The organism is Kitasatospora sp. NPDC051702, assembly GCF_040681575.1.
Taxonomy (GTDB): domain Bacteria; phylum Actinomycetota; class Actinomycetes; order Streptomycetales; family Streptomycetaceae; genus Kitasatospora.
Map to the genome: position 1 here is coordinate 40,167 of NZ_JBFAZB010000019.1, position 26,094 is coordinate 66,260.

At 71.8% G+C, this 26,094-nt stretch carries 24 protein-coding genes and 1 pseudogene; 10 read left to right on the plus strand and 15 right to left on the minus strand.

The window, feature by feature from the left end:
* The first annotated feature begins 196 nt into the window (after positions 1-196).
* On the plus strand, positions 197-688 hold the full coding sequence (locus AB0N04_RS17965; RefSeq protein WP_360209850.1) for a DUF1269 domain-containing protein: 492 nt from the start codon (positions 197-199) through the stop codon (positions 686-688).
* Between the two features lie 24 nt (positions 689-712).
* Here the strand turns inward: AB0N04_RS17965 and AB0N04_RS17970 are convergent, their stop codons facing one another.
* On the minus strand, positions 713-1,987 hold the full coding sequence (locus AB0N04_RS17970) for a helix-turn-helix transcriptional regulator (protein ID WP_360209852.1): 1,275 nt from the start codon (positions 1,985-1,987) through the stop codon (positions 713-715).
* Positions 1,988-2,315: 328 nt separating this feature from the next.
* Between AB0N04_RS17970 and AB0N04_RS17975 the strand changes: the two genes are divergently transcribed.
* Positions 2,316-3,557, plus strand: coding sequence for an Ig-like domain-containing protein (locus AB0N04_RS17975; RefSeq protein ID WP_360209854.1), 1,242 nt, complete (start codon positions 2,316-2,318; stop codon positions 3,555-3,557).
* Positions 3,558-4,337: 780 nt separating this feature from the next.
* Here the strand turns inward: AB0N04_RS17975 and AB0N04_RS17980 are convergent.
* Entirely contained in the window at positions 4,338-4,706 is a 369-nt protein-coding gene (locus AB0N04_RS17980) for a helix-turn-helix domain-containing protein (protein ID WP_360209856.1), read from the minus strand.
* A 52-nt stretch (positions 4,707-4,758) separates the two neighbouring features.
* Here AB0N04_RS17980 and AB0N04_RS17985 point away from each other — a divergent pair, with 52 nt between their 5' ends.
* A complete protein-coding gene (locus AB0N04_RS17985) occupies positions 4,759-5,646 on the plus strand; it encodes an NAD(P)-binding domain-containing protein (RefSeq protein WP_360209858.1) in 888 nt (295 codons plus the stop codon).
* A 628-nt stretch (positions 5,647-6,274) separates the two neighbouring features.
* Here the strand turns inward: AB0N04_RS17985 and AB0N04_RS17990 are convergent.
* The 5 genes from AB0N04_RS17990 to AB0N04_RS18010 form a co-directional block, all read right to left on the minus strand.
* Entirely contained in the window at positions 6,275-6,565 is a 291-nt protein-coding gene (locus tag AB0N04_RS17990) for a metalloregulator ArsR/SmtB family transcription factor (protein ID WP_360209983.1), read from the minus strand.
* A 198-nt stretch (positions 6,566-6,763) separates the two neighbouring features.
* Positions 6,764-7,090: a thioredoxin gene (trxA, locus tag AB0N04_RS17995; protein WP_360209860.1), complete on the minus strand. Its 327-nt coding sequence runs from the start codon at positions 7,088-7,090 to the stop codon at positions 6,764-6,766.
* Positions 7,091-7,167: 77 nt separating this feature from the next.
* The gene (gene trxB / locus AB0N04_RS18000) at positions 7,168-8,175 is read right to left on the minus strand and encodes a thioredoxin-disulfide reductase (RefSeq protein ID WP_360209862.1); all 1,008 of its coding nucleotides are present in this window, start codon (positions 8,173-8,175) and stop codon (positions 7,168-7,170) included.
* 8 nt (positions 8,176-8,183) lie between these two features.
* Positions 8,184-8,609, minus strand: coding sequence for an arsenate reductase ArsC (locus tag AB0N04_RS18005; protein WP_360209864.1), 426 nt, complete (start codon positions 8,607-8,609; stop codon positions 8,184-8,186).
* Positions 8,610-8,657: 48 nt separating this feature from the next.
* The gene (locus AB0N04_RS18010) at positions 8,658-9,299 is read right to left on the minus strand and encodes a three-helix bundle dimerization domain-containing protein (protein WP_360209866.1); all 642 of its coding nucleotides are present in this window, start codon (positions 9,297-9,299) and stop codon (positions 8,658-8,660) included.
* Between the two features lie 147 nt (positions 9,300-9,446).
* Between AB0N04_RS18010 and AB0N04_RS18015 the strand changes: the two genes are divergently transcribed.
* The 3 genes from AB0N04_RS18015 to AB0N04_RS18025 are packed head-to-tail and all read left to right on the plus strand — an operon-like array spanning position 9,447 to position 11,619.
* Positions 9,447-9,758 carry a metalloregulator ArsR/SmtB family transcription factor gene (locus AB0N04_RS18015; protein ID WP_360209868.1) on the plus strand — a complete coding sequence of 104 codons (312 nt, stop codon included), beginning with the start codon at positions 9,447-9,449 and terminating at the stop codon, positions 9,756-9,758.
* A 53-nt stretch (positions 9,759-9,811) separates the two neighbouring features.
* Positions 9,812-10,570, plus strand: a complete 759-nt coding sequence (locus AB0N04_RS18020) for an MIP/aquaporin family protein (RefSeq protein WP_360209870.1) — start codon at positions 9,812-9,814, stop codon at positions 10,568-10,570.
* Entirely contained in the window at positions 10,567-11,619 is a 1,053-nt protein-coding gene (locus AB0N04_RS18025) for an ArsO family NAD(P)H-dependent flavin-containing monooxygenase (protein WP_360209872.1), read from the plus strand. The genes AB0N04_RS18020 and AB0N04_RS18025 overlap by 4 nt, the downstream gene beginning before the upstream one ends.
* A 114-nt stretch (positions 11,620-11,733) precedes the next feature.
* On the opposite strand, the gene arsA is transcribed toward AB0N04_RS18025, so the two are convergent.
* The 4 genes from arsA to AB0N04_RS18045 form a co-directional block, all read right to left on the minus strand.
* On the minus strand, positions 11,734-13,599 hold the full coding sequence (gene arsA, locus AB0N04_RS18030) for an arsenical pump-driving ATPase (RefSeq protein WP_360209874.1): 1,866 nt from the start codon (positions 13,597-13,599) through the stop codon (positions 11,734-11,736).
* 117 nt (positions 13,600-13,716) lie between these two features.
* On the minus strand, positions 13,717-14,190 hold the full coding sequence (locus tag AB0N04_RS18035) for an N-acetyltransferase family protein (protein ID WP_360209985.1): 474 nt from the start codon (positions 14,188-14,190) through the stop codon (positions 13,717-13,719).
* A gap of 16 nt (positions 14,191-14,206) precedes the next feature.
* Positions 14,207-14,548, minus strand: coding sequence for a metalloregulator ArsR/SmtB family transcription factor (locus tag AB0N04_RS18040; RefSeq protein WP_360209876.1), 342 nt, complete (start codon positions 14,546-14,548; stop codon positions 14,207-14,209).
* A 61-nt stretch (positions 14,549-14,609) separates the two neighbouring features.
* Positions 14,610-14,972 (minus strand): metalloregulator ArsR/SmtB family transcription factor, encoded by a 363-nt coding sequence (locus tag AB0N04_RS18045; protein ID WP_360209878.1) that lies wholly within the window; start codon positions 14,970-14,972, stop codon positions 14,610-14,612.
* Positions 14,973-15,098: 126 nt separating this feature from the next.
* Here AB0N04_RS18045 and AB0N04_RS18050 point away from each other — a divergent pair, with 126 nt between their 5' ends.
* From AB0N04_RS18050 to AB0N04_RS18060, 3 genes and pseudogenes are all read left to right on the plus strand, one after another.
* Positions 15,099-15,302 carry a hypothetical protein gene (locus AB0N04_RS18050; protein WP_266273901.1) on the plus strand — a complete coding sequence of 68 codons (204 nt, stop codon included), beginning with the start codon at positions 15,099-15,101 and terminating at the stop codon, positions 15,300-15,302.
* Positions 15,303-15,354: 52 nt separating this feature from the next.
* A complete protein-coding gene (locus AB0N04_RS18055; protein WP_360209880.1) occupies positions 15,355-16,734 on the plus strand; it encodes an NAD(P)-binding domain-containing protein in 1,380 nt (459 codons plus the stop codon).
* Positions 16,735-16,741: 7 nt separating this feature from the next.
* Positions 16,742-17,929: pseudogene (locus tag AB0N04_RS18060) on the plus strand (MFS transporter); the annotation flags it as partial.
* Between the two features lie 472 nt (positions 17,930-18,401).
* Here the strand turns inward: AB0N04_RS18060 and AB0N04_RS18065 are convergent.
* Complete coding sequence (locus AB0N04_RS18065) at positions 18,402-19,901, minus strand: SulP family inorganic anion transporter (protein WP_360209882.1); 1,500 nt, start codon at positions 19,899-19,901, stop codon at positions 18,402-18,404.
* A 422-nt stretch (positions 19,902-20,323) separates the two neighbouring features.
* Here AB0N04_RS18065 and AB0N04_RS18070 point away from each other — a divergent pair, with 422 nt between their 5' ends.
* Positions 20,324-20,734, plus strand: a complete 411-nt coding sequence (locus AB0N04_RS18070) for a MerR family transcriptional regulator (RefSeq protein ID WP_360209884.1) — start codon at positions 20,324-20,326, stop codon at positions 20,732-20,734.
* 84 nt (positions 20,735-20,818) lie between these two features.
* On the opposite strand, the gene AB0N04_RS18075 is transcribed toward AB0N04_RS18070, so the two are convergent.
* The 3 genes from AB0N04_RS18075 to AB0N04_RS18085 form a co-directional block, all read right to left on the minus strand.
* On the minus strand, positions 20,819-23,449 hold the full coding sequence (locus AB0N04_RS18075) for a S8 family peptidase (RefSeq protein ID WP_360209886.1): 2,631 nt from the start codon (positions 23,447-23,449) through the stop codon (positions 20,819-20,821).
* The gene (locus tag AB0N04_RS18080; RefSeq protein ID WP_360209888.1) at positions 23,442-24,419 is read right to left on the minus strand and encodes an AAA family ATPase; all 978 of its coding nucleotides are present in this window, start codon (positions 24,417-24,419) and stop codon (positions 23,442-23,444) included. The genes AB0N04_RS18075 and AB0N04_RS18080 overlap by 8 nt, the downstream gene beginning before the upstream one ends.
* A 593-nt stretch (positions 24,420-25,012) precedes the next feature.
* Positions 25,013-25,894: a universal stress protein gene (locus AB0N04_RS18085; RefSeq protein ID WP_360209890.1), complete on the minus strand. Its 882-nt coding sequence runs from the start codon at positions 25,892-25,894 to the stop codon at positions 25,013-25,015.
* Between the last annotated feature and the right edge of the window lie 200 nt (positions 25,895-26,094).

The window sequence follows — 26,094 nt, forward strand, 5'->3', positions numbered from 1 at the left end:
GCCAGCACGCCAGCACGCCAGCACGCCAGCACCTGCCACGCTGTGCTCCCCCGGCCCGCCCGTCAATCCGGAGCCGCCCGTCCGGGGCGCGGCCGTCCCCCGTCCGGGCCCCGCGCGTGGCGGCCCCCGGGCCCGGCCCCGACGATGGGCCTGTCCTCCCCTCCCCCTCCCTCTCCCCCACCGATCGGAGACCACCATGGCGACCCTGACGGTCTGGCGGTTCCCCACCGCCACCGGAGCCGACGAAGCCCTCAACACCCTGAAGGACCTGCAGCGCCAGGAGCTCATCAAGGTCCAGGACGGAGCCGTGGTCAGCTGGCCCGTCGGAGCCCGCAAGCCCCGCACCCGCCACCTGAGCGACATGACCGGCATGGGCGCCGTGGGCGGCGCCTTCTGGGGCTTCCTCCTGGGAATGATCTTCTTCGTCCCCCTCCTCGGCGCGGCCGTCGGCGCCGCCGGCGGAGCCCTCGGCGGCCACCTCGCCCACCTCGGCATCGACGAGGACTTCATCAAGAAGCTCCGCGACGAGGTGACCCCCGGCAGCTCCGCCCTCTTCGCCCTCACCTCCGACGCCGTCCTCGACCGCGTCCACTCCGCCTTCGCCGGCCAGCACGCCGTCCTCCTGCAGACCAACCTCTCCGCCGAGCAGGAGGCCCGCCTCCGCGAGGCCTTCACCGAGGGCGAATAGCCCCCGCACCCCCCGCCCCCGCCCTCACCGCGGGGGCGGTGCCGGCTCCCAGGCGTGCCCGTCGGCCGGGTGGACGTACAGCGGCCGGCCCTTCACCGGGCTGGTGCGGAACGGGGTGCCCTGGCCGAGGTCCACGGGCACCATCCCCTTCCGGTTGGCACTGGCCCACTCCAGCTCCAGGTACCAGCTGACGTCGTGGACGGTGGTCTCGGCGGTGACCTCGATGACCACCGGGTCGCTCTCCGTCACCCTGACCGGCAGGCCGCCGCTGCCCTTGGCCACGACCGGCACGGGGCGCGCCGCGTCCAGATCGACGGCGTAGGAGTTGGCGCCCACTCCACTGGGACAGCCCTCGCCCATGGAGTAGGCGTTCCAGGCGAGGGGCGCAGCGACACGGGTGACCCGGACGTTGAGGCCCGTCAGCAGTACGGTGTCCAGGCTCGTGCCCTGGATGGTGAGCTTGACCGACTGGGAGCGGCCCGGCACCGCGCCGACCCGGGAGACCCAGCCCGGCACGTCGGCAACCGCGGGCGGCCGCGGGACCTCGGACGGCGGGCGGTCGACCACGTACTGGTCGCACCCGGTGTTCCAGCCGGACGGGTGGACGGCGACGGTGATCGGGGCGCTGGTGCTCGGGTCCGTCCCCCCGGTCGCGCCTGACGGCCCCGCCCCGGCCCCCGCCCTGGCGACGGACAACGGCGGCGCGGTGGACGCTGCCACCGACGGGGGCCCCGCGAGCGGCCTCACGTCGGCGGCGCGAGCGGGGTCGGTGCTGCCGTCCGGACGGCTCCGCAGACCGATGGCGACGGCCCCCACGGCGAGCAGCACCGCGATGACCGTCACCACAGCGAGGACGCCCCGCCGGCGGGCGCGCCGCCGGGCCGGCGGCACCGCGGGGGCCGCGGGCTCCGGGGCCGCTGCCGGCTCCGGCTCCGGCTCCGGCTCCGGCTCCGAAGCCTCCGCCGGTGCCGGGGACTCTGCCGGCTCCCGGGCCGCCAGGGTCTCCGGGGACTCCTCCCGGCCCGGGAACGCCCCCGGGGCGGAGGTCGTCCTGGTCCCCCGCGTCGCACGGACGACGAGCCACAGCCGGTACAGCTCGACGCGCTCCTGCGGCGTGGCCCCGCACACCCGCGAGAGGTGGTCCAGCGGCGCGAACTCCGTCGGCATGACATCGCCGTTGCAGTAGCGGTGCAGGGCCGACGTGCTCAGGTGCAGCCGCTTCGCCAGCCCGCCGTAGCTGAGCCCCGACCGGCTCTTCAGCTCCTGCAGCAGCTGCGCGACCTCCTCCGTCTCCCTCAACGTCCCGCTTCCCTTCGGCCCTGTTCGCTGGTGACGCCCGCGGTGACCGTGCCCCGCACCCGGCCGCCGTCGGCCGGCGGGCTCGGCGCCGTCCCACGGCTGCCCCGCCCCGCCCCCGACGGCCGGGAGTTCTCGGCGTGAGCTTCCGCTGACAGCACGCGGGACGCCGTCCCGCGGTTCCGCCGTCCCGCTGACGCGTCCCCGGAAGTTTACGTCTTCCCAGGTCACAGCAGGTGTGGGCGTCCCAGCGTCCCTGATCGACCGTCGGCCGTTGTGGCCGGGACGGAGCGGCGGACAAGCTGGCGACGAACACCGAGAGGGAGCAACTGTGAGCACTGTTCGGGCGGCCCGGGCCGCCATACGCACCACCGACCGTCTCCACCGCGGCGCGGTGGCGCTGACGATGGGCGGGGTCCTGCTGATGACCGCGGCCTGCGGGGACGACCAGGGCAAGAGCGGCACGGCGGCCGACCCGGCTCCCACGGCCGCGTCCGCCTCCGCGGCCGCAGCCGCGCCGAAGACGTCGGCCGCGGTGCTGGCGGTCGAGCCGAAGGACGGCACCCAGGGCGCCGCCCCGAACGCGCTCCAGGTGTCCGTCTCGAACGGCAAGCTCACCACCGTCGACGTGACCGACAAGGACGGCAAGCCCGTCCAGGGCGCGATCGCCCCGGACGGCACCGGTTGGAAGCCCGCCGCCGCACTCGCACCCGGCACGGCCTACACTGTGAACGCCCAGGCCAAGGACGCCGACGGCCTGGTGGCCGCCACCACCACCGCCTTCACCACGCTGACGCCCGGTAAGAAGGTCTCCACCAACGACAACATCGCCGACGGCTTCACCTACGGCGTCGGCATGATCGTCAAGGTCGACTTCAGCTCGAAGATCGTCAACAAGGAGGCCGTCGCCAACGGCATCACCTTCGAGACCGACAACGGCACCGAGGTGAAGGGCCACTGGTTCGGCGACGACCGGCTGGACTTCCGCCCGGCCGACTACTGGAAGCCCGGCACCAAGGTCACCATCCACTACCGGCTGAAGAGCGTCGAGGTCTCCCCCGGCGTCTACGGCGACGTGGACAAGGACGAGCCGTTCACCATCGGCCGCTCCCAGGTCTCCACCGCCGACGCCAGCACGCACCAGCTGACGATCGTCCGGGACGGCAGGACCACCACCGTGCCCGCCACCCTCGGCGACGACAAGCACCCGTCCTGGGGCGGCACCATGGTGATCATGTCGAAGGAGAAGGTCACCCACATGAACTCCCAGACCGTCGGCCTCGGCAGCGAGTACGACATCCCCGCCGTCCCGCACGCGATGCGCCTGACCAGGAGCGGCACCTACCTCCACGGCAACTACTGGTACAAGGGCGACCCGTTCGGCAAGGCCAACACCAGCCACGGCTGCATCGCCCTCAAGGACACCGAGGGCGGCAGCGACACCTCCCCCGCGGGGGCGCTCTTCAACGACTCCCTGATCGGCGACGTCGTCAAGATCGTGAACACCAAGGAGAAGCCCGTCGCCCCCGACAACGGCCTGGGCGGCTGGAACCTCCCCTGGACCACCTGGTAACCCCCGACACCCGCCCCGCCGCCGCGCCGCCCCACCCGGCGGCGGGCCACCGGAAGGCCCCACCCACGGCCCGGACCGGCACTCAGCCGCCGGCCCGCACCGCGCCGCCCGTCGGCTCGGACGTCGACGTCCTCGCCCCCACCCCCCGGGTGCGCTGCTTCGCCCCGCCTCGGCCGGCCTCCCGTCGCGCTCCGATGTGTCCGAGACGATCGGGTCGCCGAGGCCCAGATCGCCGGAGGCGAGCGGCTGGCCGACTTGCCGCGGCATCCCACCCAGCAATGCGGAGTCGGCAGCGGGGCTGGTACCACCGCCTGGAGTCGAAGCCGCTCGACGTACACCGCGCGGGCCGGTGGCCGCGAATCGCCCCGACGACCCGCCACCTGCCGCTGCGCGCGGACACGAAGGGCGGGATCGACCGCGCCGTGGAAACGTCGACGCGCTGCCGGCACCCCAGGGCAGCCGGAGGCGCTCGAGCCCACCCAGGTGCGCCCTGCGCTCCTCCCCGGCGAACGACACGGAGGAACCCGGGGTCGTCGGAGTGACGGCGCCGGCCGCGTTCGTCAGGACCCGCGGCTCAGTCGGGACGCCCCGGCCACAGCAGCGCACCACAGTCCGGGCGAAGGCCGCGAAGGCCGCGACGCCCCCGGATCGGGAGAGATGTGGGCCCGCCTCTCCTGTCGGCGGGCCCGTACCGAGTAGCCACCTTTTTGTGCGTACTGGGCACCGACGCGCGGTGCGGCGAGACTGGTGCCCAGAAGCGAGAAGGGAGATGACAGCGAGTCAGGAGATCGCTGACCCGACCTGCCCGGCGCGCCCCGCCGCCATGCGGTCGAGGCGCTCGTGCCCCAGGTCGGAGACTGGACCGAGGGCGACGGAGAGGCGGCGGCCGAAGTCGGTCAGGGAATAGACCGTCTTCAGCGGAAGGACGTCGCACACCTCGCGGTGCACCAGGCCGTCGGACTCCATCTCGCGCAGCGCCTGGGTCAGGACCTTCTCGCTGAGACCCGGCAGCCGTCGGCGGAGTTCGGCGGGGCGCCACGGGCCGGCCTCCAGCAGCCAGAGCAGGGACGTCTTCCACTTGCCGTCGATCACGGCGATCACGGCGGTCACTCCGCACACGTTCGGGTCCGCGGCCTGACTGCGCGTCATCCCTCACCCCCGGGTGGTCGTTGTCCACCACCATGTCTACAGGAGACGAATCATGCCTACCAACCACACCCGGCCCACCGTCACCGTGCTCGGCCTCGGGCCGATGGGACGCGCCCTGGCCGGTGCCTTCGTGGACGCCGGTGCCCGAACCACGGTCTGGAACCGCACCCCGGGCCGGGACACCGCGCTGGTCGCCCGGGGCGCGGTGAGCGCGGCCACGGCGGAGGAGGCCGTGGCCGCGAGCGAGCTGACCGTCATCTGCGTGGTGAACCACGACGCCTCGGACGCCGTGCTGCACCGCGACGAGGTCGAGGCCGCACTCAAGGGCCGGGCCCTCGTCAACCTGACCGCCGACGCGCCGGACCGGGCCCGGTCCACGGCCGCCTGGGCCGCGGAGCACGGCGTCGAGTACCTGGACGGCGCCATCATGACGCCGGCCCCGAGCATCGGCACTCCGGAGGCGGTCATCATCCTCAGCGGGCCGGCCGACCTCTACGAGCGGCACGCGCCGGTACTGGCGGCACTCGGCGGCACCCGCACCCACCTCGGCGAGGAGATCGGCCGGGCGGCCGGCTTCGACATCGCGCTGCTTGACGTCTTCTGGACGGCGATGGCCGGGTACGTGCACGCGCTCGCGCTGGCCAAGGCGGAGGGGATCAGCGGCCGCGAGCTGGCGCCGTTCGCCCAGGGGATCGGCGCGATCCTGCCCCCGCTCTTCGCCGAGTTCGCCGAGGACTTCGACAGCGGCAGCTACTCGGGCGCGATCAACCCGCTCACCTCCGGAGTCTCCACCATGGCCCACGTCGTGCACACCGCCGAGTCGCACGGCATCGAGTCCGGCGTGATGCGCGCAGCCGAAGGCCTGCTCCGCCGAACCATCGCCCTCGGCCACGGCGAGGACGGAGTAAGCCGCCTCGCCGAGGTCCTCAGCCGCCACTGAACCCGGCACCGACCCCCTGCCGGACCATCAACAAAAAGGCCGTTGACCTGGGATTCCTCCCAGCCAACGGCCTTCCGACATACTGTCGGGACGACAGGATTTGAACCTGCGACCCCTTGACCCCCAGTTTAGTTTCGGTACGTCATTCTCCCTGAAATGCCTGCTCACGCACGTCATACATGTTCAGGAAAGCGCACTACGGGGACGTCGTGCAGGCGCGCGCAGGACGTGTGGTCCCCAGCTGGTCCCCAGCCAGCGGAGCCTTCCGACCCCGACTCGCCTGCGACTTCACGTCATCCATGGCTCCAGCATAGACCGGTGACACCAGCAAAGGAAGAGGAAATCGGGCGGGCTTCACCTTCCCGCGAAATGCAAACTCCAGACACCTCCTCGCCCTCCGATCGAGGAGGTCGGGCATATTCAATTCGCATTCTCCGACGATCCGACAATTACTGATTCCCAGGGCGGGTCGCGATTTTCTGGACCGGCCCAGTTCTTCTCGCCTTCGGCATCGTGCGACGGCTCCGCTGGAGGGAGCCCACAAGAAGCCATGTGCTCTCATGGTCCCTGGCGGGACTCCGGGATCCGCCCCACCGCAGTGGCGCTCTGGTGGGGCGGGTGGTCGCACTCAGCGGAGGATGCTGTGGATCGCTTCGAGTCCCGACTGGTCGACGGTGTACCAGGCCCAGGTGCCTCGGCCTTCGCGGTTGAGCAGGCCGGCGTCGGTCATGGTCTTGAGGTGGTGACTGACGGTCGGCTGGCGAAGGCCCAGGCACTCGGTGAGGTCGCAGACGCACACCTCGCCCTTGGGCGCACTCTGGATGAGCCGGAGGATCTGGAGGCGGGTGGGGTCGGCGACGGCCTTGAGCAGGCGGGCGAGCCGTTCGGCCTCGGTACGGTCGATGAGGGAGCCCGCCAGGCTCGGGGTGCAGTCTGTGCAGTCGCCGGCCGTGGGGTCGGCGTTCGGGCTGGGGTGGCGGTGCTCACCGGCACACCTTACGAGGCCGACTGCGCGGCGTCTCCTGCGAGCGAGGGACGCCGGGCAGAGTTCTTGCGTCGTTCACCGCGCCGTCCGAGGGGCCGCCAGGCGACCGCTCGCGGGTGAAGCAGTGTCGGCTTACAGGTACTCGGCCAGTTCGGCGAGGAAGGCGGCCTTGGGCCTGGCGCCGGTGATGGTCTTCACGACCTGGCCGTTCTGGAAGAGGTGCAGGGTGGGCAGCGACAGGACGCTGTACTTGATGGTGGTCTCGGGGTTGGCGTCGGCGTCGAGCTTGGCGATGGTGATCTTGTCGCTGTGCTCGGCGGCGATCTGCTCGAGGACGGGCGCGATCTGTCGGCAGGGTCCGCACCAGTCGGCCCAGAAGTCGACCAGGACGGGCTTGTCGCTCTGTAGGACGTCGGCGGCGAAGGTCTCGTCGGTGACGGTGATGGTGGCGCCGGCCACGGTGACTCCAGTTTCCGAGAGGGCCCGGGTGGTGGTCCACCCGGGCCGCGGGGAGGGGATGGTTTCAGCCGGGTCGGTCAGCCGACCGGTATGGGCTCCGCGGTGTCCCCGTCGAGGTCGTCGCTGCGGACATCGGCGAGAGCGGCGAGGTAGCGTTCGGCGTCGAGTGCGGCCGAGCACCCGGAGCCGGCGGCGGTGATGGCCTGGCGGTAGGTGTGGTCGACGACGTCACCAGCACCGAACACGCCGGGCAGGTTGGTGCGGGTCGACGGGGAGTCGACCTTGAGGTAGCCCTCGTCGTCCAAGTCGAGCTGGCCGGCGAAGAGTTCGGTGCGCGGGTCGTGGCCGATGGCGATGAACAGGCCGGAGGCTTCGAGTTCGCGCTCTTCACCAGTGACGGTGTCGCGAAGGGTGACGCCGGACACCAGCTTGTCGCCGTGGATCGCGGCGACCTCACTGTTCCACGCGAAGGTGATCTTCGGATCGACGAACGCCCGGTTCTGCATCGCCTTCGACGCGCGGAGGCTGTCGCGGCGGTGGACGACGGTCACCGAGTTCGCGAAGCGAGTGAGGAAGGTGGCCTCCTCGAGCGCGGTGTCGCCGCCGCCGACCACGATGACGTCCTTGCCGCGGAAGAAGAACCCGTCGCAGGTCGCGCACCAGGACACTCCCCGGCCGGAGAGCTCGTCCTCGCGGTCGATGCCGAGCTTGCGGTAGCCGGAGCCGGTGGCGACGATCACCGTCTTGGCGCGGTGGACGGTGCCCTCGGAGTCCGTGAGGAGCTTGATGTCGCCGGTGAGGTCAACCTCGACTATGTCGTCGTCGATCATCTCGGCGCCGAACTTCTCGGCCTGGGCCCGCATGTTGGTCATCAGGTCGGGGCCGTCGATGCCATTCGGGAAGCCGGGGAAGTTCTCGACCTCGGTCGTGGTGGTGAGCGAGCCGCCGACGAAGATCGAGCTGCCGAACAGCAGCGGCTTGAGCTGGGCGCGGGCGGTGTAGAGGGCGGCGGTGTATCCGGCGGGGCCGGAGCCGATGATGACGACCTCGCGCACCTCGGCCCCGGTCTCTGCATTCGCGGTCATGAAGATGATCAGCTCTCCGTCTGCTGCTTGGCGTCGATCTCGGCGATGAGGCCCTCGATGAGGCCCTTGATCTCGTCGCGGATCGGGCGGACGGCCTCGACGCCCTGACCGGCCGGGTCGTCCAGCTTCCAGTCCAGGTACTTCTTGCCGGGGAAGTACGGGCAGGCGTCGCCGCAGCCCATGGTGATCACGTAGTCGGACGCCTGGACGGCCTCGGTGGTCAGGACCTTCGGCTTCTGGTCGGAGATGTCGATGCCCAGCTCGGCCATCGCGGCGACGGCGGAGGGGTTGATCTGGTCACCGGGGATCGAGCCGGCGGAGCGGACCTCGACGCGGTCTCCGGCGAGGTGGCGCAGGAAGCCGGCGGCCATCTGCGAGCGGCCGGCGTTGTGGATGCAGACGAACAGCACGGAGGCGATCGGCGCGGTGGTCATGGTGAGGTGTCCTTCGGTTGTGCGGTGCCCGCTGTGGGACGGGTGGGATTACTTCGGCTGGTCGGTGAGTTCGGCGAGGAGGGCCTCGACGCGGGAGCCGATCTGGTCGCGGATGGCGCGCACGCGCTCGATCGGGGCGCCGTCCGGGTCGGGGACGGCCCAGTCCAGGTAGCGACGGCCCGCCGGGAGGGTGCAGACGTCGCCGCAGCCCATGGTGACCACCACGTCGGCGGCGGCCACGACCTCCTCGGTCAGCGGCTTCGTGAAGAGGTCGCCCGGAAGTTCGACGCCGACCTCTCGCAGGACCTCGGCGATGTGCAGGTCCAGGACGTTCGCCGGGTCGGTGCCGGCCGACGTTACGTGGACCCTGCCCTGGGCGAGGTGGGTGAGGATGGCGGCGGCGAGCTGGGAGCGACCAGCGTTGCCGGTGCAGACGAACAGCACCCGGGGAACGGGGGCGGTGGAGCGGCCCTGGGCATGGGCGAGGGCGTCCAGACGCTCGTCGGCGAGGCGCTCGGCGAGGACGATCAGATGCGTGCGGACGGCGGCGCCTTCGGCGAGGAGACGGTAGGAATCGTCCAGCAGCCGCCGGACGGCCTCCGGGGCAAAGGTGCCGTCGTAGCGCAGGGCCAGGCGGGCGGCGCCCGCCGAGAGTCTCGGGTCCGGCGCCGACGGCGGGGATTCGGTCATCAGGGGTTCCAGCCCTTCAGGGGATGGGGGCACCGCCCGGCCGAAGGCTGGGGGAGGGTCATGAGGCGAAGACGCGCAGGTGTCCCCGGTGGTGGCCGGGAGGAAGGGGCTCGCTTCGGGGCCCCGACGCGGGTAACGTATCAGCCCATGGTGACATCAGTCGACAGTGACGTCTTGAAGGCTCTGGCCGACCCCCTCCGGATGCAGATCATCGCGCTCCTCGCCGAGGAGGCGCTGTGCACGACGCATCTGGTCGAGGAGACCGGTGCCCGGCAGACCAACCTGTCGAACCACCTGAAGATCCTGCGCGAGGCCGGGCTGGTCGACACCGAGCCCTGCGGGCGCTTCACGTACTACAAGCTCCGCGCCGAGGCCCTGGAGGCCGTCGCCGGGGAGTTCGCCGGGCTGGCCGCCACCGCCCGCGAAGCCGCCGCGGTCAACCGCAAGCGGTCCTGCTGAACCGTCCAGCCCCATCCCGGCGGCCCCACTCCGCCCTGCACGAGGAGTACCTGTTGAGCGCCATAGACGAGGCGAGACCCGAAGTCACCGAGGCCGAGCCTCTCGCTGCCGAGCCGTCGGCCGTTCCGCTGCTGAACCGCGTCGCGGCCGAGTTGGTCGGCACCGCCGCCCTGGTCGCCGTCGTGGTCGGTTCCGGTATCCAGGCCACCGAGCTCACCAAGGATGTCGGCCTGCAACTGCTGGCCAACTCCCTGGCCACCGTCTTCGGCCTCGGCGTCCTCATCCTGCTGCTCGGTCCCGTCTCCGGTGCGCATTTCAACCCGGTCGTGACGCTGGCCGAGTGGTGGTCCGGCCGCAAGGATCCCCAGGGTCTCGGGGGCCGGGAGGTCGCCGCGTACGTCCCGGCGCAGATCGCTGGGGCGATCGGCGGCGCGATCCTCGCGGACGCGATGTTCGGCGAACAGCTGGTGAAGTGGTCCACCCACGACCGCTCGGCCGGGCACCTGCTGCTGGGCGAGGTCGTGGCCACCGCCGGACTGGTGCTGCTGATCTTCGGCCTGGCGAAGACCGACCACCTGCGTTTCGCACCGGTCGCGGTCGCTTCCTACATCGGCTCCGCGTACTGGTTCACGTCCTCGACCTCGTTCGCCAATCCCGCGGTCTCCATCGGCCGGGCGTTTACCGACACCTTCGCCGGCATCGCCCCGAGTTCCCTGCCCGGGTTCATCGGGATGCAGCTCGTTGGCGGTATAGCCGGCCTGGCCCTCGTCGTGCTGATCTTCACCCACCGCACCAAGGCCACCGCCAAGTGAGCCCGGTCCGGCGCGTCCAGGTCCTCGTCGTCGGGGCCGGCCAGGCTGGCCTCGCCGCCGGCTACTACCTGCGGCGCGCCGGACTCGACTTCGCGATCCTCGATGCAACCGACGCGCCGGGTGGCGCATGGCAGCACTACTGGGAGAGCCTGCGGCTGTTCTCTCCTGCCGCGTACTCGTCGCTGCCCGGGCGTCCGATGCCGGGTCAGGCCGGGCAGACCTATCCGGACGCGGAGCACGTCGCCGCGTACTTGGCTGAGTACGAGAAGCGGTACGAGCTTCCCGTCCACCGACCGGTTCAGCTGCGGGCGGTCGAGAACGCCGGTGACGGCGGCCTACTGGCCCGCACCGAGGAGGGCGACTGGCGCGCCCGGGCGCTGATCAGCGCCACCGGCTCCTGGTCACGGCCTTTCATTCCCGCTGTTTCCGGCCGAGAGCTGTTCGCCGGCCGGCAGCTGCACACCCGTGACTACCACCGCGCCGAGGACTTCACCGGCCAGCGGGTCGTCGTCGTGGGCGGCGGCAACTCCGGCGCACAGATCGCCGCTGACCTCACCGGCCGTGCCGACGCCGTCCGGTGGGTGACCCGCCGCCCCGCCCGGCTCCTGCCCGACGAGATCGACGGCCGCGCCCTGTTCGAGATCGCGACCCGCCGCGTCCAGGACGGCGGCCCGCGCATCAGCGACCTCGGCGACATCGTCGCCGTCCCGCCCGTCCGCCAGGCCCGTGCAGCCGGACTCCTCGATGATCACCGCATGTTCGACGCCCTCACCGCCGAAGGGCCGCGCTTCGCCGACGGAACCGTGTGGCCGGCCGACGCGGTCATCTGGTGCACCGGCTTCCGCCCCGCCCTCACCCACCTCGCCCCGCTCGGCCTGCGGACCGGCGAACGCGGCCGGATCGACACCATCGGCACCCGGGCGACCGCCGACCCGCGCATCCACCTGATCGGCTACGGCGACTGGACCGGACCCGCCTCCGCGACCCTCATCGGCGTGGGCCGCACCGCCCGGCAGGCCGTCACCGAGATCGCCGATCTCCTGCACTGACCGCTGCCCGGTACTGCGACGGAGAGACGCAACCTGTCACCCCGGTGCAGACCTGCCTTCGAACACGTCCCCGCCCGGCGGACTCGGACGCCCCACAACGGGTAGCGGGGCCGGTCATGGTGCAGGTCGGGCCACCACGGCGGCGGCATCCGACTGTCCTCGACGAACGTCCAAACTGCGCCAGGGCACCAGCCAGGTCCGGGCTGCCAACTCGTCGCGGACGCGGCGCAGATGGGGGCGTTCGAGGGCAGCTCGGGCCCGCAGCAGCGGATCACGGGTACCGCTGCCGGTCAGGGCGGCGTTGACCACCCAGCCGTACGGCTCGATGCCGGCCCGGCGCAGGTCGTCCTGGAGCGCGGCGGCCTCCGAGACCGGGGTCGGTTCGGGAAGCGTCACGATGAGCACCCTGGTGGAGGCCGGGTCCTGGAGGCGCATCAAGGGTGTGGTGATCCGCCCGGCGATGCGGTCGGCGTCGGCCATGGCCTGTCGGTGGTAGGAGCCCGTGAGGTCGAGCAGTCGCAGGGTGTGGCCGCTGGGGGCGGTGTCGACGACCACGAACCGCCGGCGGGCCTCGGTGAGCAGCCCGGCGAACGCGCGGAAGACCGCCAGCTCCTGGGTGCACGGCGATCGCAGGTCCTCTGCCAGCAGTGCGCGGCGCTGCGCGTCGAGGTGGGCGGCCGCGTGCAGGCGTCCGGCGGTGTAGCGGGCGAGTTCGGCGCGGGGGTCGATGCGGTCGACCGTGAGGTGGTCGGGGGCGTCGCCTTCCAGGACGTCGGTGAAGCGGCCGGCGGGGTCGGTCGTGGACAGGTGCACCTCGTGGCCCCGGTCGGCGAGGCCCTCGGCGATTGCGGCGGCGATGGTCGTCTTGCCCACTCCGCCCTTGCCCATCACGAGGACTGCTCCGGGCGGGCCGGCCGCGAGCTCGTCGACGAGTGCGTCCAGGCCGGGCAGCGCGGGCTCCTCCTCGCCCTGGCCTCGTTGCGGCTCGGCGTCCCCCGGCGGGGTGTCGGCCCCGGGCACGGCGCGGGGCCTGTTCGCGGCCAGTTCCCGCAGTGCGCCGATGCCGGTCAGCTCCAGTGCGACGAGCGGCACCGCCGCGGCGGGCATCCCACGCAGCGACGGCGGCATGGCGTCCAGGGCCTCCGCCTGGCGCGCCGCGAACGCCTCGGCGACCGCGTCACCGGCGAGCGGGTCGGTGAACAGGCCGTTGACGACCAGGCGCTGGTTGCGGATGCCCTGCTCGGCCAGCTCGGTCCCGGCCCGGCCCGCCTCGCGCAGCGCGGACGCGTCCGGTCGGCTCACCAGCACCACTGTCGTCCGCGCGGGATCGCCCAACTGCTGCACGGCCTCGGCGTACTGAGCGCGCTGGCTCTCCAACCCCGACTGCGGGCCCAGGCAGCTGGCGCCCTCAGCACCGCTGTCGAGGTAGCGGGACCACGCCGCGGGCAGGCTCAGCAGCCGCAGCGTGTGACCGGTCGGCGCGGTGTCGAAGACGACGTGGTCGTAGGCGCCCACCTGCTCGGGATGGACGATCAGCTGGGTGAAGCGGTCGAAAGCGGCGACCTCGACAGTGCACTCGCCCGCCAACTGCTCCTCGATGCCCCGCAGCTCCTCCTCCGGGACCGTCCCCCGGTAGGGGGCGATCACACGCTCGCGGTACGCGTCGGCCGCCGCGTCCGGATCGAGGTCGAGCACCTCCAGGCCAGGAACTCCCTCAACAGTCCGGCGCTGAGCTCCCACGGTCGTGCCGAAGAGCTCCGCGAGGTTCGATGCCGGGTCGGTTCCGACCACGAGCACCCGCCGTCCGGCGTCCGCCAGTGCGACGGCCACCGCACCGGCCACCGTCGTCTTACCCACTCCGCCCTTGCCGGTGAACAACACGAACGGCGTCCGCCACGAACCCCAGTCCAGGGCCGGCAGCCGATGCGCCCGAGCGGCAGGGACGGCGCCCGGCATCTGCCGGTCACGGAGTCCGTCCATGCGTCCAGCCTGCACCCGCGCGGCCCGGCCCGCCGCCCGGACCTGCGCCGAGGTCCGGCCCGGCTTGGATAGGTCGCGCGGACTCCTGTCACCAGTGTCTCGGCGGTCGGCGGGTCGTCACACGACGGCAGAGCTCCGCCGCTCGATCAGGACGGTGTCCCGCCAGACCCCACGGTGGCGGCCGATGCGCTCACGGGTGCCGATGATCCGAAAGCCCGCCTTGGCGTGGACGGCGAGGCTGGCGGTGTTCTCCGGGAAGACACCGGACTGGATCGTCCAGATCCCTGTCGTCTCGGTCGAGACGATCAGCGCTCCGAGCAACCGGCTGGCGACGCCCCGGCCCCGGGCGTCGGGATGGACGTAGACGGAGTGCTCCACGACGCCCGCGTACGCGCACCGGTCGGACACCCGGCTCGCCGCCACCCAGCCCAGAACCCGGCCGGCCTCGTCGAGGGCGACGTACCGATGTCCTGGCAGCCTAGCGGCGTCGAACGACTCCCACGTCGGCGCGGTGGTCTCGAAGGTGGCGTTGCCCTCGTCGATCCCCGCCCGGTAGATCGCCAGGACCTGCGCGGCGTGCTCGGGCGTCATAGGGGCGATCACGGGTTCAGCAGCCACCGGCCCGCTCCTCGTCCTCGCCGAGGATCGCCCGCACGGCGGCCGGGAAGACCGTCAGGCAGGCCCGGTTGACCTCGTACCGGGTGGAGGTGCCCTGCCGTTCGGGCAGGACGAATCGCACCGCGGCGAGGATCTTCAGGTGGTGCGAGACGGTCGACTGGCCGACGCTCGCCAGCTCGACGATCTCGCCGACGCTCATCGGTCGGCCTTCAGCGGCCAGCAGGTTCAGCAGCCGGATGCGGGTCGGGTCGGCCAATGCCTTGAACCACGCCGCATACCGCTCGGCGGCCTCCGCCTCGACCCCGGGGCTGGTGGAATAGGTCTCATTCATCGATAATCGACGATAGTCGATGAAAGGCGGGACCGGAAGCCCTGGCGCACTCCAAGGGGCTTCAGCGGGCCGCCGACAGCAAGCCGGCCATGGCGCCGAGGACCTCGGGCGCGACCCGGTAGTAGACCCAGGTGCCGCGCCGCTCGCTGGTGAGCAGGCCGGCCTCGCGCAGCTTCTTGAGGTGGTGGGAGACGGTGGGCTGGGAGACGCCGACGTCCTGGATGTCGCAGACGCACGCCTCGCCGCCCTCGTGCGAGGCGACCCGGGAGAACAGCCGCAGCCGGACCGGGTCGGCGAGCGCCTTGAACATCGCCGCCATCTTCACCGAGTCCGCCTCCGACAGTGCTGCCGACGTCACCGGCGGGCAGCACGGCACGGCCTCCGGCTCGATGACCGGCAGCTCCACCAATTCCAGATTCGACATATGTCTATGTTGACATCCGTCGATGCGAGCGGCAAGCTCGAAGCACATCGACAAACGTCGAATCAGCGAAGCGGGATGGTCTTCCCGGTCCGCCGACCAGCACGTGTCCTCGCCGAGGAGATCACCATGAGTGACAACGCCACCCCCGCCCCGGACTCCGCCACTCAGTCCGCCGGTTGCTGCGGCCCGACCGCCACCGAGCGCGCCGTTGAGGCGCCCGCCGCAACGGCTCCCTGTTGCGGGACCGTCGAGGACGCCACCGCCGCCGACACCTGCTGCGACCCGGCCGCCAAGCACGAGGCCGTCGCCGCTGGTGCCGGCTGCTGCTGACCACCCTCGACCCACCTCCCACCTGCCCCATCACCGTTCCGGAGACCCTGAGATGAGCGAGAACACCCCTGCCGGCCGGCTGCCCGTCGTCGTGGTCGGCGCCGGCCCGATCGGACTGGCCGCCGCCGCCCACCTGATCGAGCAGGACATCGATCCCCTGGTTCTGGAGGCCGGCCCCACTGCCGGCACCGCGGTGCGCGAGTGGGCCCACGTCCGGCTGTTCTCGCCCTGGGCCGAGGTCGTCGACCCGGCCGCCGAGAAGCTGCTCGCCCCCACCGGCTGGGTCCGGCCCGACGGCGCGGCCTACCCGTCCGGCGGCGACTGGGCCGAGCTCTACCTGCAGCCCCTCGCCGACGTCCTCGGCGAGCGCGTCCGCTACGGAGCGAAGGTGACCGGGGTGGCCCGTGCGGGCCGGGACCGCATCGTCGACTCCGGCCGCGACGAGCAGCCCTTCACCGTCCACGTCGAGTACACCGACGGCCGCGAGGAACGCGTCCTCGCCCGCGCCGTCATCGACGCCTCCGGCACCTGGTCCACCCCCAACCCGCTCGGCGCCAACGGCCTGCCCGCCCTCGGCGAGCGGGCCGCGAACGGCCGGATCTCCTGCCGCATCCCCGACCTGAAGGACCCGGCCGTCCGCGCCCGGTACGCCGGCAAGCGCACCGCCGTGGTCGGCACCGGCGCCTCGGCGTTCACCGCTCTCGCCTACCTCGCCGACCTGGCGACGGACGAGCCCGGCACGCACGCGGTGTGGGTGCTGCGGCGCGGCATCACCGGCTCGACCTACGGCGGCGGCGAGGCCGACGAGCTCCCCGCCCGCGGCGCGCTGGGCCTGCGCGCCAAGAAGGCCGTCCAGGACGGCAATGCCTCCGCGCTGACCGGCTTCCGCACCGCCGCCGTCGAGACCGACGGCGAGCAGCTGGTCCTGGTGGATGAGGGCGGGCACCGCAGCGAACCGGTCGACCAGGTCGTCGTCCTCACCGGCCTGCGCCCCGACCTCTCCTTCCTGTCCGAGGTCCGCCTCGGCCTCGACGAGCGCCTCCAGGCGCCGGTCGCGCTCGCTCCGCTGATCGACCCCAACCAGCACTCCTGTGGGACCGTCTACCCGCACGGCGCGAACGAGCTCGCCCACCCCGAGAAGGACGTCTACCTCGTCGGCATGAAGTCCTACGGCCGCGCGCCGACGTTCCTCGCCATGACCGGCTACGAGCAGGTCCGCTCGGTGGCCGCCGCCCTCGCCGGCGACCACGAGGCCGCCGCCCGCGTCGAACTCACCCTCCCTGAGACCGGAGTCTGCGGCGGAGCCGGACTCTTCGACCAGCCCGATGCCGACCAGGCGGACGGCGGCGGCTGCTGCTCGGTCCCCGCCGCGCCGCAGGTCCTCAGCATCGGTCTCGGCACCCCGACCGCGGCCCCGTCCGGCTGCTGCTGACCAGGCCGTGACGACCCTTCAAACCAGTGGGGCCGTGACCGGACCGGGGGATCGGTCACGGCCCCGCGCCGCCCTGCCCGCCCTCTGCGCCACCCAGATCACCGGCTGGGGCATCCTCTACTACGCCTTCCCCGTCCTTCTCCCGCACATCACCGCCGACACCGGCTGGTCCACCCCGGCGACCACGGCCGCGTTCTCCGCGGCCCTGCTCGTCTCCGCCCTCGCGGGCATCCCCATCGGCCGTATCCTCGACCGGATCGGCCCGCACATCGTCATGACCACCGGCTCGTTGATCGGGGTCGCCGCCCTGATCGCGGCCGCGCTGGCCCCGAACCTTCCCGTCTTCTTCGCGGCCTGGCTGCTGGCCGGCACAGCGATGGCCGCCACCTTCTACCAGCCGGCCTTCGCCGCCCTCACCCGCTGGCACCAACCCGACCACGTCCGGGCGTTGACCACCCTCACCCTCGCCGGCGGCCTCGCCAGTACCGTCTTCGCACCCATCACCGCAGCCCTCGCCGAGCACCTCAGCTGGCGCGGCACCTACCTGGCACTCGCCGCGATCCTCGCGGTCACGGCGCTCCCGCTCCACGCCGTCGCCCTGCGCCACCCCTGGCCGCCGCCGCCCCGAGCCGCCGCCAGTGCGGCACCCGGGGAAGCCTCCACCGCCCGGAGTCGGCCGTTCATCCTGCTCGCCACGGCGTTCACGCTCTCCGGGTTCGCGATGTACGCCGTCGTCTTCAACATCGTCCCCCTCCTCACCGAACGCGGCAGCAGCCCGACAACCGCGGCCTGGGCGCTCGGGCTCGGCGGCCTCGGCCAGACCCTCGGCCGCACTCTCTACGCAGCCCTCGCCCGCCGCACCACTGTCACCGTCAGAACCACGGCAATCATCGCCGCAGGCGGCGCCACCACCGCCCTCCTCGCCGCCGTACCCGGACCCGCCGCCCTGCTCATCGCCATCGCCGTCCTGGCCGGCACCGTCCGGGGCAACCTCACCCTTCTCCAGGCCACTGCCGTCACCGACCGTTGGGGCACCACCGCCTACGGCCGCCTCACCGCCCTCTTGACCGCGCCGGCCACCGTGGCCGGCGCGCTCGCGCCGTGGGCCACCGCCGCCCTCGGTCCGCGTCCAGGTGGTACCCCGGTGATGTTCGCGTTCCTGGCGGTAGCTTCCGGTGCGGCAGCGGTCCTCGCGCTGGCCTCTGCGGGCACGAACGTCGCCAACTCCGATCGGCGACCGATGACAGCCCGGCTGCTTCAGTTCAGGCGTGGCGGCCGGAGATCGGACCCGACCCGGACCGCCACCACGGGCACCGGCGTGTCGGCTGCCAGGTGGCAGCCGACGGCGAGGACCAGGCGCCGCGCACCGGGGACGACCCGTCAAGTGGCTGGGCTGACCTCCCGGGGAGCCCCGGCGCAGCCGAGCAGCAGCGGGGAGGGGCCACGCAGGACTTCTGCTGCCTCGCCCGCCGTGAGCAGGAGCCGTCGATGACCCGGTGTGGCAACGCCGTCTGCCCCGGCCGGCCGACTGCCATTGGCACGCCGTCAGGTGAGGAGGATGTAGCGCAGCCAGAGGTAGAGGGCGGAGACGGCAACGGGGGCGCTGGGGGCGCCGAACGACGGCGCCGACCCTCCGGGAGTTCGGAGAGCCGGCGCGGTGTGGCGCGTCAGTGGCTGGCGAGTTCGCCGCTGAGTGTCTGGTGGATCTCGGCGCTGGGCTGGTTGAGGCCGATGATCTCCACCGTCTTGCCGCGCTGGGCGTACTTCGTCTCGATCGCATCGAGGGCAGCCACCGAGGAGGCGTCCCAGATGTGGGCGGCGGTGAGGTCGATGACGACCTTGTCGGGGTCGGTGGCGTAGTCGAACCGGCCGACCAGGTCGTTGGAGGAGGCGAAGAACAGCTCGCCGGTCACCGAGTACACCACGCTGGTGCCGTCGGGGTCGGTGACGGCGGTGACGTTCGCGAGGTGGGCGACGCGCTTGGCGAAGATGACCATCGCGGTGATCGACCCGACGACGACGCCGATGGCGAGGTTGGACGTGGCGACGACCACGGCGACGGTGATCACCATGACGGCGATCTCCCCGGCAGGCATCCGCTTCAGCGTCTTGGGGGCGATGGAGTGCCAGTCGAAGGTCGCGAAGGACACCATCACCATGACGGCGACCAGCGCGGCCATCGGGATGTCGGAGACGACGGGGCCGAAGACGATGCACAGCACCATCAGGAACGCGCCGGCGAAGAAGGTCGACAGGCGGGTACGGGCGCCGGACACCTTCACGTTGATCATGGTCTGGCCGATCATCGCGCAGCCGCCCATGCCGCCGAAGAAGCCGGTGACGATGTTGGCCACGCCCTGGCCGATCGACTCGCGGGTCTTGGAGGAGTGGGTGTCGGTGATGTCGTCGACGAGCTTGGCGGTCATCAGCGACTCCATCAGCCCGACCAGCGCCATCGCGAGCGCGTACGGGGCGATGACCGTCAGGGTGCGCAGGGTGAACGGTACGTCCGGCAGGCCCGGCACCGGGAGGGAGGAGGGCAGGTCGCCCTTGTCGCCGACGGTCGGCACCGCGATCCCGGCTGCGACCGTGATCACGGTGAGGATGACGATCGAGACCAGCGGCGCCGGGACGACCTTGGTGATCTTCGGGAAGAACACCATCAGCGCCAGGCCGCCGATGATCAGCGGGTACACGGCCCAGGGGACGTCGTGCATCTCGGGGACCTGGGCCATGAAGATCAGGATCGCGAGGGCGTTGACGAAGCCGACCATCACGCTGCGCGGCACGAACCGCATCAGCTTCGCCACCCCCAGTACGCCCAGTACGATCTGGATGGCGCCGCCGAGGATGACCGCGGCGACCAGGTAGCCCAGGCCGTGCTCGCGGTTGAGGGGGCCGATGACCAGGGCGACGGCACCGGTGGCAGCGGAGATCATCGCCGCCCGGCCGCCGACGACCGAGATGACCACGGCCATGGTGAAGGAGGCGAACAGGCCGATCTTCGGGTCGACGCCGGCGATGATCGAGAACGAGATCGCCTCGGGGATCAGCGCGAGCGCGACCACCAGGCCGGCCAGCACTTCGGTGCGGAAGACCTTCGGCGACAGCCAGGACGGGCGGGAGCCGCGCAGGCGCGAGGCAGCGGCGAGCGGGGAAGTCTGCAAGAGGGGGTGGACCTGTCGTGCTCGGGCGCGACCGGCGGTACGCGCGGGGACGGGAACGCGGGAGGGCGAGGGCGGCAACCCCGCGGATCGCCCGAGGTGGCGGGCGTAAGACGGAAGGGGCGGAGCGAGGCGGGCCCGAAGGCAGCCGATCAGCTCACGGCACGTGCTGCATCACGGTGGACAGTCGGCGGCGCCGGGCACCTGGGGCATGCGCACGCTTCGTCTCCTGCCGGCGGATGTTCGCGGGGGCGGCTTCGGCCCCGACACAGCGGTGGGCCCGCACCACGCGCACAGGCCGTAGGGTCGGGGAAGGCACAAGGCCACCCCACACCGCCAACTCTACCCTGACGTTAGAGTAGGGAGGGTTGGAGACGTCGGCCGCCGACAGGCCAGGAGACGAGAGCGACACGGGGATGGCGGGCGTGGAATCCGAGCACATGCAGATCGGCGAGGTCGCCGCCCGCACCGAACTGTCCCTGCGCACCATCCGGCACTACGAGGAGACCGGCCTCGTCATCCCCTCCGCCCGCTCCCAGGGCGGCTTCCGCCTGTACACGGAGGCCGACGTCGCCCGCCTCATGGTCATCCGCCGCATGAAGCCCCTCGGCTTCAGCCTCGACCAGATGCGCGACCTCCTCGACGCCACCGACCGCCTCGACGCCGGCAGCCGGCTCGACCCCGGCGAGCGGGAGAAGCTGCTCGACCGCGTCCGCGACTACGAGCAGGCCGCCCAGGACCGCATCGCCGATCTGCGCGTCCAGCTGTCCCGCGCCGAGGACTTCGCCACCACCCTCCGCCGACGGATCAAGGGAGCCGACCCGGCCGACCGCTGAGCAGGTCCAGCGCCGTTCCGTCCGTGTCCACTGCGCCGGCTCCGGGGGCGTCGTGCGCGACGGCCGCTGCCCGCCCGATGCCAGCTACCAGCTGATCGGCAGTTGGACCGGCACTCCCGAGGACGTCTCGACTCGGGCGGCGAGGTCGGCAGGGATCGGCACGTCGAGCTTTACGGCCGTTGGCGTGTAGAGGTCGGTCTCGACCTCTGGTGTCGCCAGCGACACCAGCAGGGCGTAGGAGACGGGAAGGCCGACACGGTCGGAGCGGTCGTGGTCCTTCCACCAGCCGCCGGCGGGGTAGACGGCGAGCATGCCGCTGCCGGCCAGCGCTGTCGCGTCGCCCCTCCAGACGTCGGAGTGGAGTGAGCCGCGTTTGCGGTTGGTCGGGCCGACGACCCACGCGTCGTCGCTGTCGAACTTCTTGACCCTGGTGATTCCGTCGTCCTCCGCCTCCGCCGTCTCCGCGATGCGGCGCTCGAAGGCGGCCCGGGACTCGAGGGAGCCCTTCATGGCGAACCTGAGCCGATGGGAGGGGTAGGTGCGCTGGCCTCTGACACCGCGCCGACCGGGATTGGGTTCGACGAAGTACGACAGGGTGACCCGCAGCTCGACGTCCGTGCCGCCCAGGTCGTCCAGCTGCTCACGCGGCCAGGGAAGCTCGTGGAGCTTGAGCTCACCCAGGCGGACACCCCCCGGGTAGCGGCGGTACGGGATGAGCGAGCCCTGGATCATGAGGGTGACGGCGTTCGCCGCGCTCGACAAGACCCTCTCCTCGGTCGGCACGCCCCAGCCGTAGCGGCGCAGTACCTTTCTCGCGAAGTCACCCGGCCCCATTTTGGGCCGGCCGTTCCTGGTGTAGACACCCTGGAGCATGGGCGTGGTCCAGCGGGCCTCGTGGACCAGCAGGCCGCGGATCGCTTCGGGGCCAAGGGCTGGGTAGGCGGCGTGGGCCATCGCTGCCAGGCGGGCGGCCTGGGCGGTGGCTGCACTGGTGGCATTCGCCGTGGTGAGGGGCCGGTCGATATGGATGCCGGTGGTGGTGAGGCCGACGATGTCGTGCTCGTGCCACCGGGTGTTGGCGTCGTCGACGAGGAGGTTGCCGCCCTCGAGGACGATGTCCGGCTTGATGGGAGTGGACTCGCCCATCGCCACGGAGGTACGGCTGAAGGGCGAGAGTTCACCGGCCGACGCGAGAGCGCGGTAGCCCTTGAAGTCGGGGTGGTCGGGAACGTCGGTGAGGTTGGTGTGGGCCCCGACGGCGAGAATGTTCCAGGCCTGTGCGGGGTCCTCGACGCGGGAGGTGTCGCACAGGTACAGGTGCGAGGGGCTGCCGTCGGCGGCTCGCATCTCGTGCGGCAGGCGGTCGCGGATGTTGCCGACCGAGACGACGATCAGCCGGGAGGCTGCCGGATCGGGAGCGCCGTGCAGTTCGATGCGGTCGTCGCGGACGGTGACGGACGTGCCGGCCGCGAGCGCGTCGACGGTGGCGGACCACAGGGTCGCCGTTCCGTCGGTCCCGTTCTCCGGGCGGACGGAATGCTTGGTGACGGCCATCGAGAACACCCGGGCACGGGGCTGCTCGACGGATCCGGTCTCAGCGACGGCCACGGCGTCGGCCGTGACCTCGCCGAAGGTGCGGGGAGTGCCGGGGGTCTTCGCCGGCAGGAGCTTGACCGCTTCGATGCCGTGGGTGAGGCGCACGGGATCGTTGGTCGCCAGTGCGGCGTCGAGGTCACCGTAGAGCGCCAGGCCGGCCATCCAGGTGCCGTGCCCGTTGCGGTCCTCCGGGCCTTCCGTGGGGAAGGCGCTCTGCGCTCGGCCGGCGAGCGCATCCTTCAGCAGAACGTGTTCCTGGCGGATTCCGGTGTCCAGGATGCACACCGTGGGTGATCCGGGCGGTGCCTGCTCGAGACGGGTGGCGAGGTCGGCCACGAGCGGCACCTGCAGGGCGCGCTCGGTCGTGTGGATCTCTTCGGCGAAATTGGGCCGTCTGATCTCGGCGGGGCAGTTGGTGGTCAGCAGGAGCCTCAGCTGGTCGCCGGGTGCTTCGACCTGGGCGACGTGGTAGTCCCCGAGGGTGATCGACCGGGGTGCGATCCGCCAGCCGTGCTCGGCGGCGGTACGACGGAGATCCTGGATCTGGTCCATCCCGGTGATGGAGGGATCGAACCACAGTTCCCACCATCGGGGAGCCTGCAGCTCCGGGAGCGGTGCCTCCTCCTGCCAGAAGTGTTCGAGCAGTGCACGCTGAATTCGCTCCATGTTGGCGACGGTCGCGGCCTGCTTCGGGTTGTGGTCCCGGGTGTCCTGGGTGAACTGGCTGATCTTGTCGGCGAAGGTCGGCACGTGTCCGTCCGGAATCCAGACCACCGCGTCCTGCGGGTGGCCAGGAGTCGCCGGGTGGGCGCTCAGCAGGGTCAGGCCGGAGCTGTCGAGGGCGCCCAGGTTCAGCCCGTGACCGTCCGCCGCTTCGACGCGGATGGCGAACCCGTCGGGCCGATTGTCTGCGGGGATGTCCCGCCGGTCCTCGACGGCTTCCTGCTGGGCCTGGCGCAGTCCTTCGAGCAGGCGCGTGACGTGGCCGTACCGGTCGGCGGACCTGTCGACCAGGTCGTCCCCGCCACCACGCGCGGTCTGCTTCTTCGGCACCAGGGTGGCGGCGCTCCACGGGACGAGCAGGTGCGGGGTGAACCTCGGCGGGGCCGGGTCAGGCATGGCGCAGCGCGTGCCGCTCGTCCAGGGCGTCGATGAGTTGGCGTTCGTCGATCATGTCGTCCCCTCCGAGGATGGCGCGTTTGGCCGCCGACTCCGCTGCCTTGACCAGCTCTGCGTGGCTGAGCTGGTCGACCTTGCCGGTCAGGTCGGACCACCGTACTGCTGCGGTGTTCATACCGGTGAGCCTTCGCTGCAAAACCTCGATCGCCTGCTCCGCGGAGGGGGGTGCGTAGCGGACGACGAGGTCGAAGCGGCGGAACAGGGCTCGGTCGAGGAGTTGGCGGTGGTTGGTGGCGGCGATGACGAGGCTTTCGGAGGGGGCTTCGTCGAGGAAGAGGAGGAAGGAGTTGAGGATGCGGCGGGCTTCGCCGACGTCGTTGCCGGCGGTGCGCTCGGCGCCGAGCGCGTCGAATTCGTCGAAGAGGTACACGGCCCGGGTCTCGGCTGCCGCTTCGAAGACCAGGCGGAGTTTGGAGGCGGTCTCGCCCATGAAGCGGCTGATCAGTCCGTCGAGGCGGATGGTGAACAGCGGCAGGGAGAGTTCCTTGGCCAGGGCGGCGGCGGTCATGCTCTTGCCGGTGCCTGGCGGGCCGGACAGCAGGATCCGGTGGACGGGCGTGAAGCCGAAGCGTTCCAGGCGGGCGCGCTGGCGCTGCTCGTGGAGGACCTTGTCGAGGGAGGCTCGTAGGTCTTCGGCGAGGGTCATGTCGTCCAGGCGGACATCGGAGTAGCCGGCGGTGAGCAGGCTGGCCAGCTCGCCCCTGGGCTGCACCACGGGGGTGGGGCCGGTGCGGGGGATCTTCTGGGCACGTGCGGCATCGATGAGCTCGCGGATCTCGACGGCGAGCTTGCCGTGCCCCTGGCGGGCGGACTTCGCGGCGACCTGGAGAGCGACGCTGTAGAAGAGGTCCTCGTCGCCTTCGGCATGCGCGGTGAGGAGCGCCTTGAGGTGGTCAGCTGTCGCAGCCACGCACCCCACACCCCTTCTCCGGAAACCGGGCCCGCCCTATGAACGAGCGTTGATGACAGTCGACACTCGCACGGTAGACGAGCCAGCGCTTTCCGCCATCGTACGGGGACGGTAGGAGCTGGGTAGGCCCGGCGCATAAACGGACAGGGCGCGTGGGCGGTCGGCCGGGGCCCTGCCGCGCTCGGGGGTCCGCGGCGGGGCGCTGGAGCACCAGCCTGCGGCCGGGCCCGGGGCGCGCCAGCGCTCCGCACCCTGGCGGGGCACCAGTCCCCCCACCAGCCGCACGGCGAGCGGACGGCCATTCCATGGGCTGGCAGGTGGGCGGTGCGGAAGCGCCTGGGCGGGGCGGCCGGGCAGGAACGGGACATTCGGGCGAAGGGGCCCGGGCAGCCCGTCGGCGCAGAACTCCGATCAGGAACTGCTTCAGCAGGCGCAGCCCCTCCGGTCGGCGCACGCCGCAGAGCGCCCGTGGCCCGGGCTACGCCGAAGGGCGGCCACCGCCTCGGCACGTTGGCGGCGGGCCCCTCAACAACGGTTGCGCCTTCTGCGCGGGCAGGGTGTCGGGCCCAGCCGTGATCCGGGTGACGTGGACTTCACTCGTTGCCTCGGACGACGGTGACGGGACAGTGGGCATGGTGCAGCAGAGCCTGGCTGACCGAGCCGAGCAGCAGGCCGGTGAAGCCGCCCCGACCCCGAGCGCCGACGACGACCAGCTGGGCTTCGCGGCTGACGTCGATCAGTGCGGGGCGGATCCGGGAGCGCACCAGGCGCCGCTCCAGCACGACCTGCGGAAAGGCCTCCTGCCAGGAGGCCACCGTCTCGTCCAGTAGGCGTTGCTCGGTCTCGCGGAGATGGTCGCGGTCCACCACGACGGCGGTCAGGGGATCGCCGGGCCCTTCGTAGGCCCGCTCGCTCCTGGTGTTCCACACGTGCAGAGCCAGGAGCGGCGCCTTGCGCAGGGCGGCCTCGGCGAACGCGAACTCGATCGCTGCCGTACCAGCGGCCGAGCCGTCGATGCCCAGCACGATCGGGCCTTCGGTACGGGGCTGTTCACGCACCACCAGGACCGGACAGCGGCCGTGCGCCGCCAGGTGCACGGCCGTCGACCCCACGAGCAGTCCGACGAAGGCGCCCATGCCCCGGGATCCGACCACCACCAGGTCGGCGGATCGCGACTGCGCCTCCAGGACCGTCAACGGCTCACCGGTCACCACGGCATGACTGACATCGACCTCCGGTGCCGCCGCCCGCGCCTGCTCCACCGCCTCGGCCACCAGGCGTTCCGCCGCGTTGCGCAGCCCGCCCTCGGGCGGGCCCAGGGGTGACGGTCCCAGGGGCACATGCATCGTCGGCCAGATGAACGCGTGCACGACCCGCAATCGCGCCCCTCGCAACCGCGCCTCCCGCGCCGCCACCTCCACGGCGGCGAGACTCGACTCCGACCCGTCCACACCGACAATCACCAGACCGCTCATCATGTCTCCCGCGTCCGGACGTCGTGGCTTCTCTGCTCCAGGTTCGCCCCGTCCACGCCCGACACCCCTTTCGCCACGCACGAACACACCCAAGGAGGACGCTCACGAACGAGTTGAGGAACGCCGTCGTCTCCCCTGCGGTACCGGGCAGCGGGCCGCGAGGGATCGCCCCGCCTGCGGTGCCGCGTCCTCGTCCTCGC

Coding starts and splice junctions, on each gene's coding strand:
- AB0N04_RS17965 (WP_360209850.1), top strand. CDS start 197: ATGGCGACCCTGACGGTCTGGCGGTTCCCCACCGCCACCGGAGCCGAC.
- AB0N04_RS17980 (WP_360209856.1), bottom strand. CDS start 4,706: ATGACGCGCAGTCAGGCCGCGGACCCGAACGTGTGCGGAGTGACCGCC.
- AB0N04_RS17985 (WP_360209858.1), top strand. CDS start 4,759: ATGCCTACCAACCACACCCGGCCCACCGTCACCGTGCTCGGCCTCGGG.
- trxB (WP_360209862.1), bottom strand. CDS start 8,175: ATGACCGCGAATGCAGAGACCGGGGCCGAGGTGCGCGAGGTCGTCATC.
- AB0N04_RS18005 (WP_360209864.1), bottom strand. CDS start 8,609: ATGACCACCGCGCCGATCGCCTCCGTGCTGTTCGTCTGCATCCACAAC.
- AB0N04_RS18010 (WP_360209866.1), bottom strand. CDS start 9,299: ATGACCGAATCCCCGCCGTCGGCGCCGGACCCGAGACTCTCGGCGGGC.
- AB0N04_RS18015 (WP_360209868.1), top strand. CDS start 9,447: ATGGTGACATCAGTCGACAGTGACGTCTTGAAGGCTCTGGCCGACCCC.
- arsA (WP_360209874.1), bottom strand. CDS start 13,599: ATGGACGGACTCCGTGACCGGCAGATGCCGGGCGCCGTCCCTGCCGCT.
- AB0N04_RS18035 (WP_360209985.1), bottom strand. CDS start 14,190: ATGACGCCCGAGCACGCCGCGCAGGTCCTGGCGATCTACCGGGCGGGG.
- AB0N04_RS18040 (WP_360209876.1), bottom strand. CDS start 14,548: ATGAATGAGACCTATTCCACCAGCCCCGGGGTCGAGGCGGAGGCCGCC.
- AB0N04_RS18045 (WP_360209878.1), bottom strand. CDS start 14,972: ATGTCGAATCTGGAATTGGTGGAGCTGCCGGTCATCGAGCCGGAGGCC.
- AB0N04_RS18050 (WP_266273901.1), top strand. CDS start 15,099: ATGAGTGACAACGCCACCCCCGCCCCGGACTCCGCCACTCAGTCCGCC.
- AB0N04_RS18055 (WP_360209880.1), top strand. CDS start 15,355: ATGAGCGAGAACACCCCTGCCGGCCGGCTGCCCGTCGTCGTGGTCGGC.
- AB0N04_RS18075 (WP_360209886.1), bottom strand. CDS start 23,449: ATGCCTGACCCGGCCCCGCCGAGGTTCACCCCGCACCTGCTCGTCCCG.
- AB0N04_RS18085 (WP_360209890.1), bottom strand. CDS start 25,894: ATGAGCGGTCTGGTGATTGTCGGTGTGGACGGGTCGGAGTCGAGTCTC.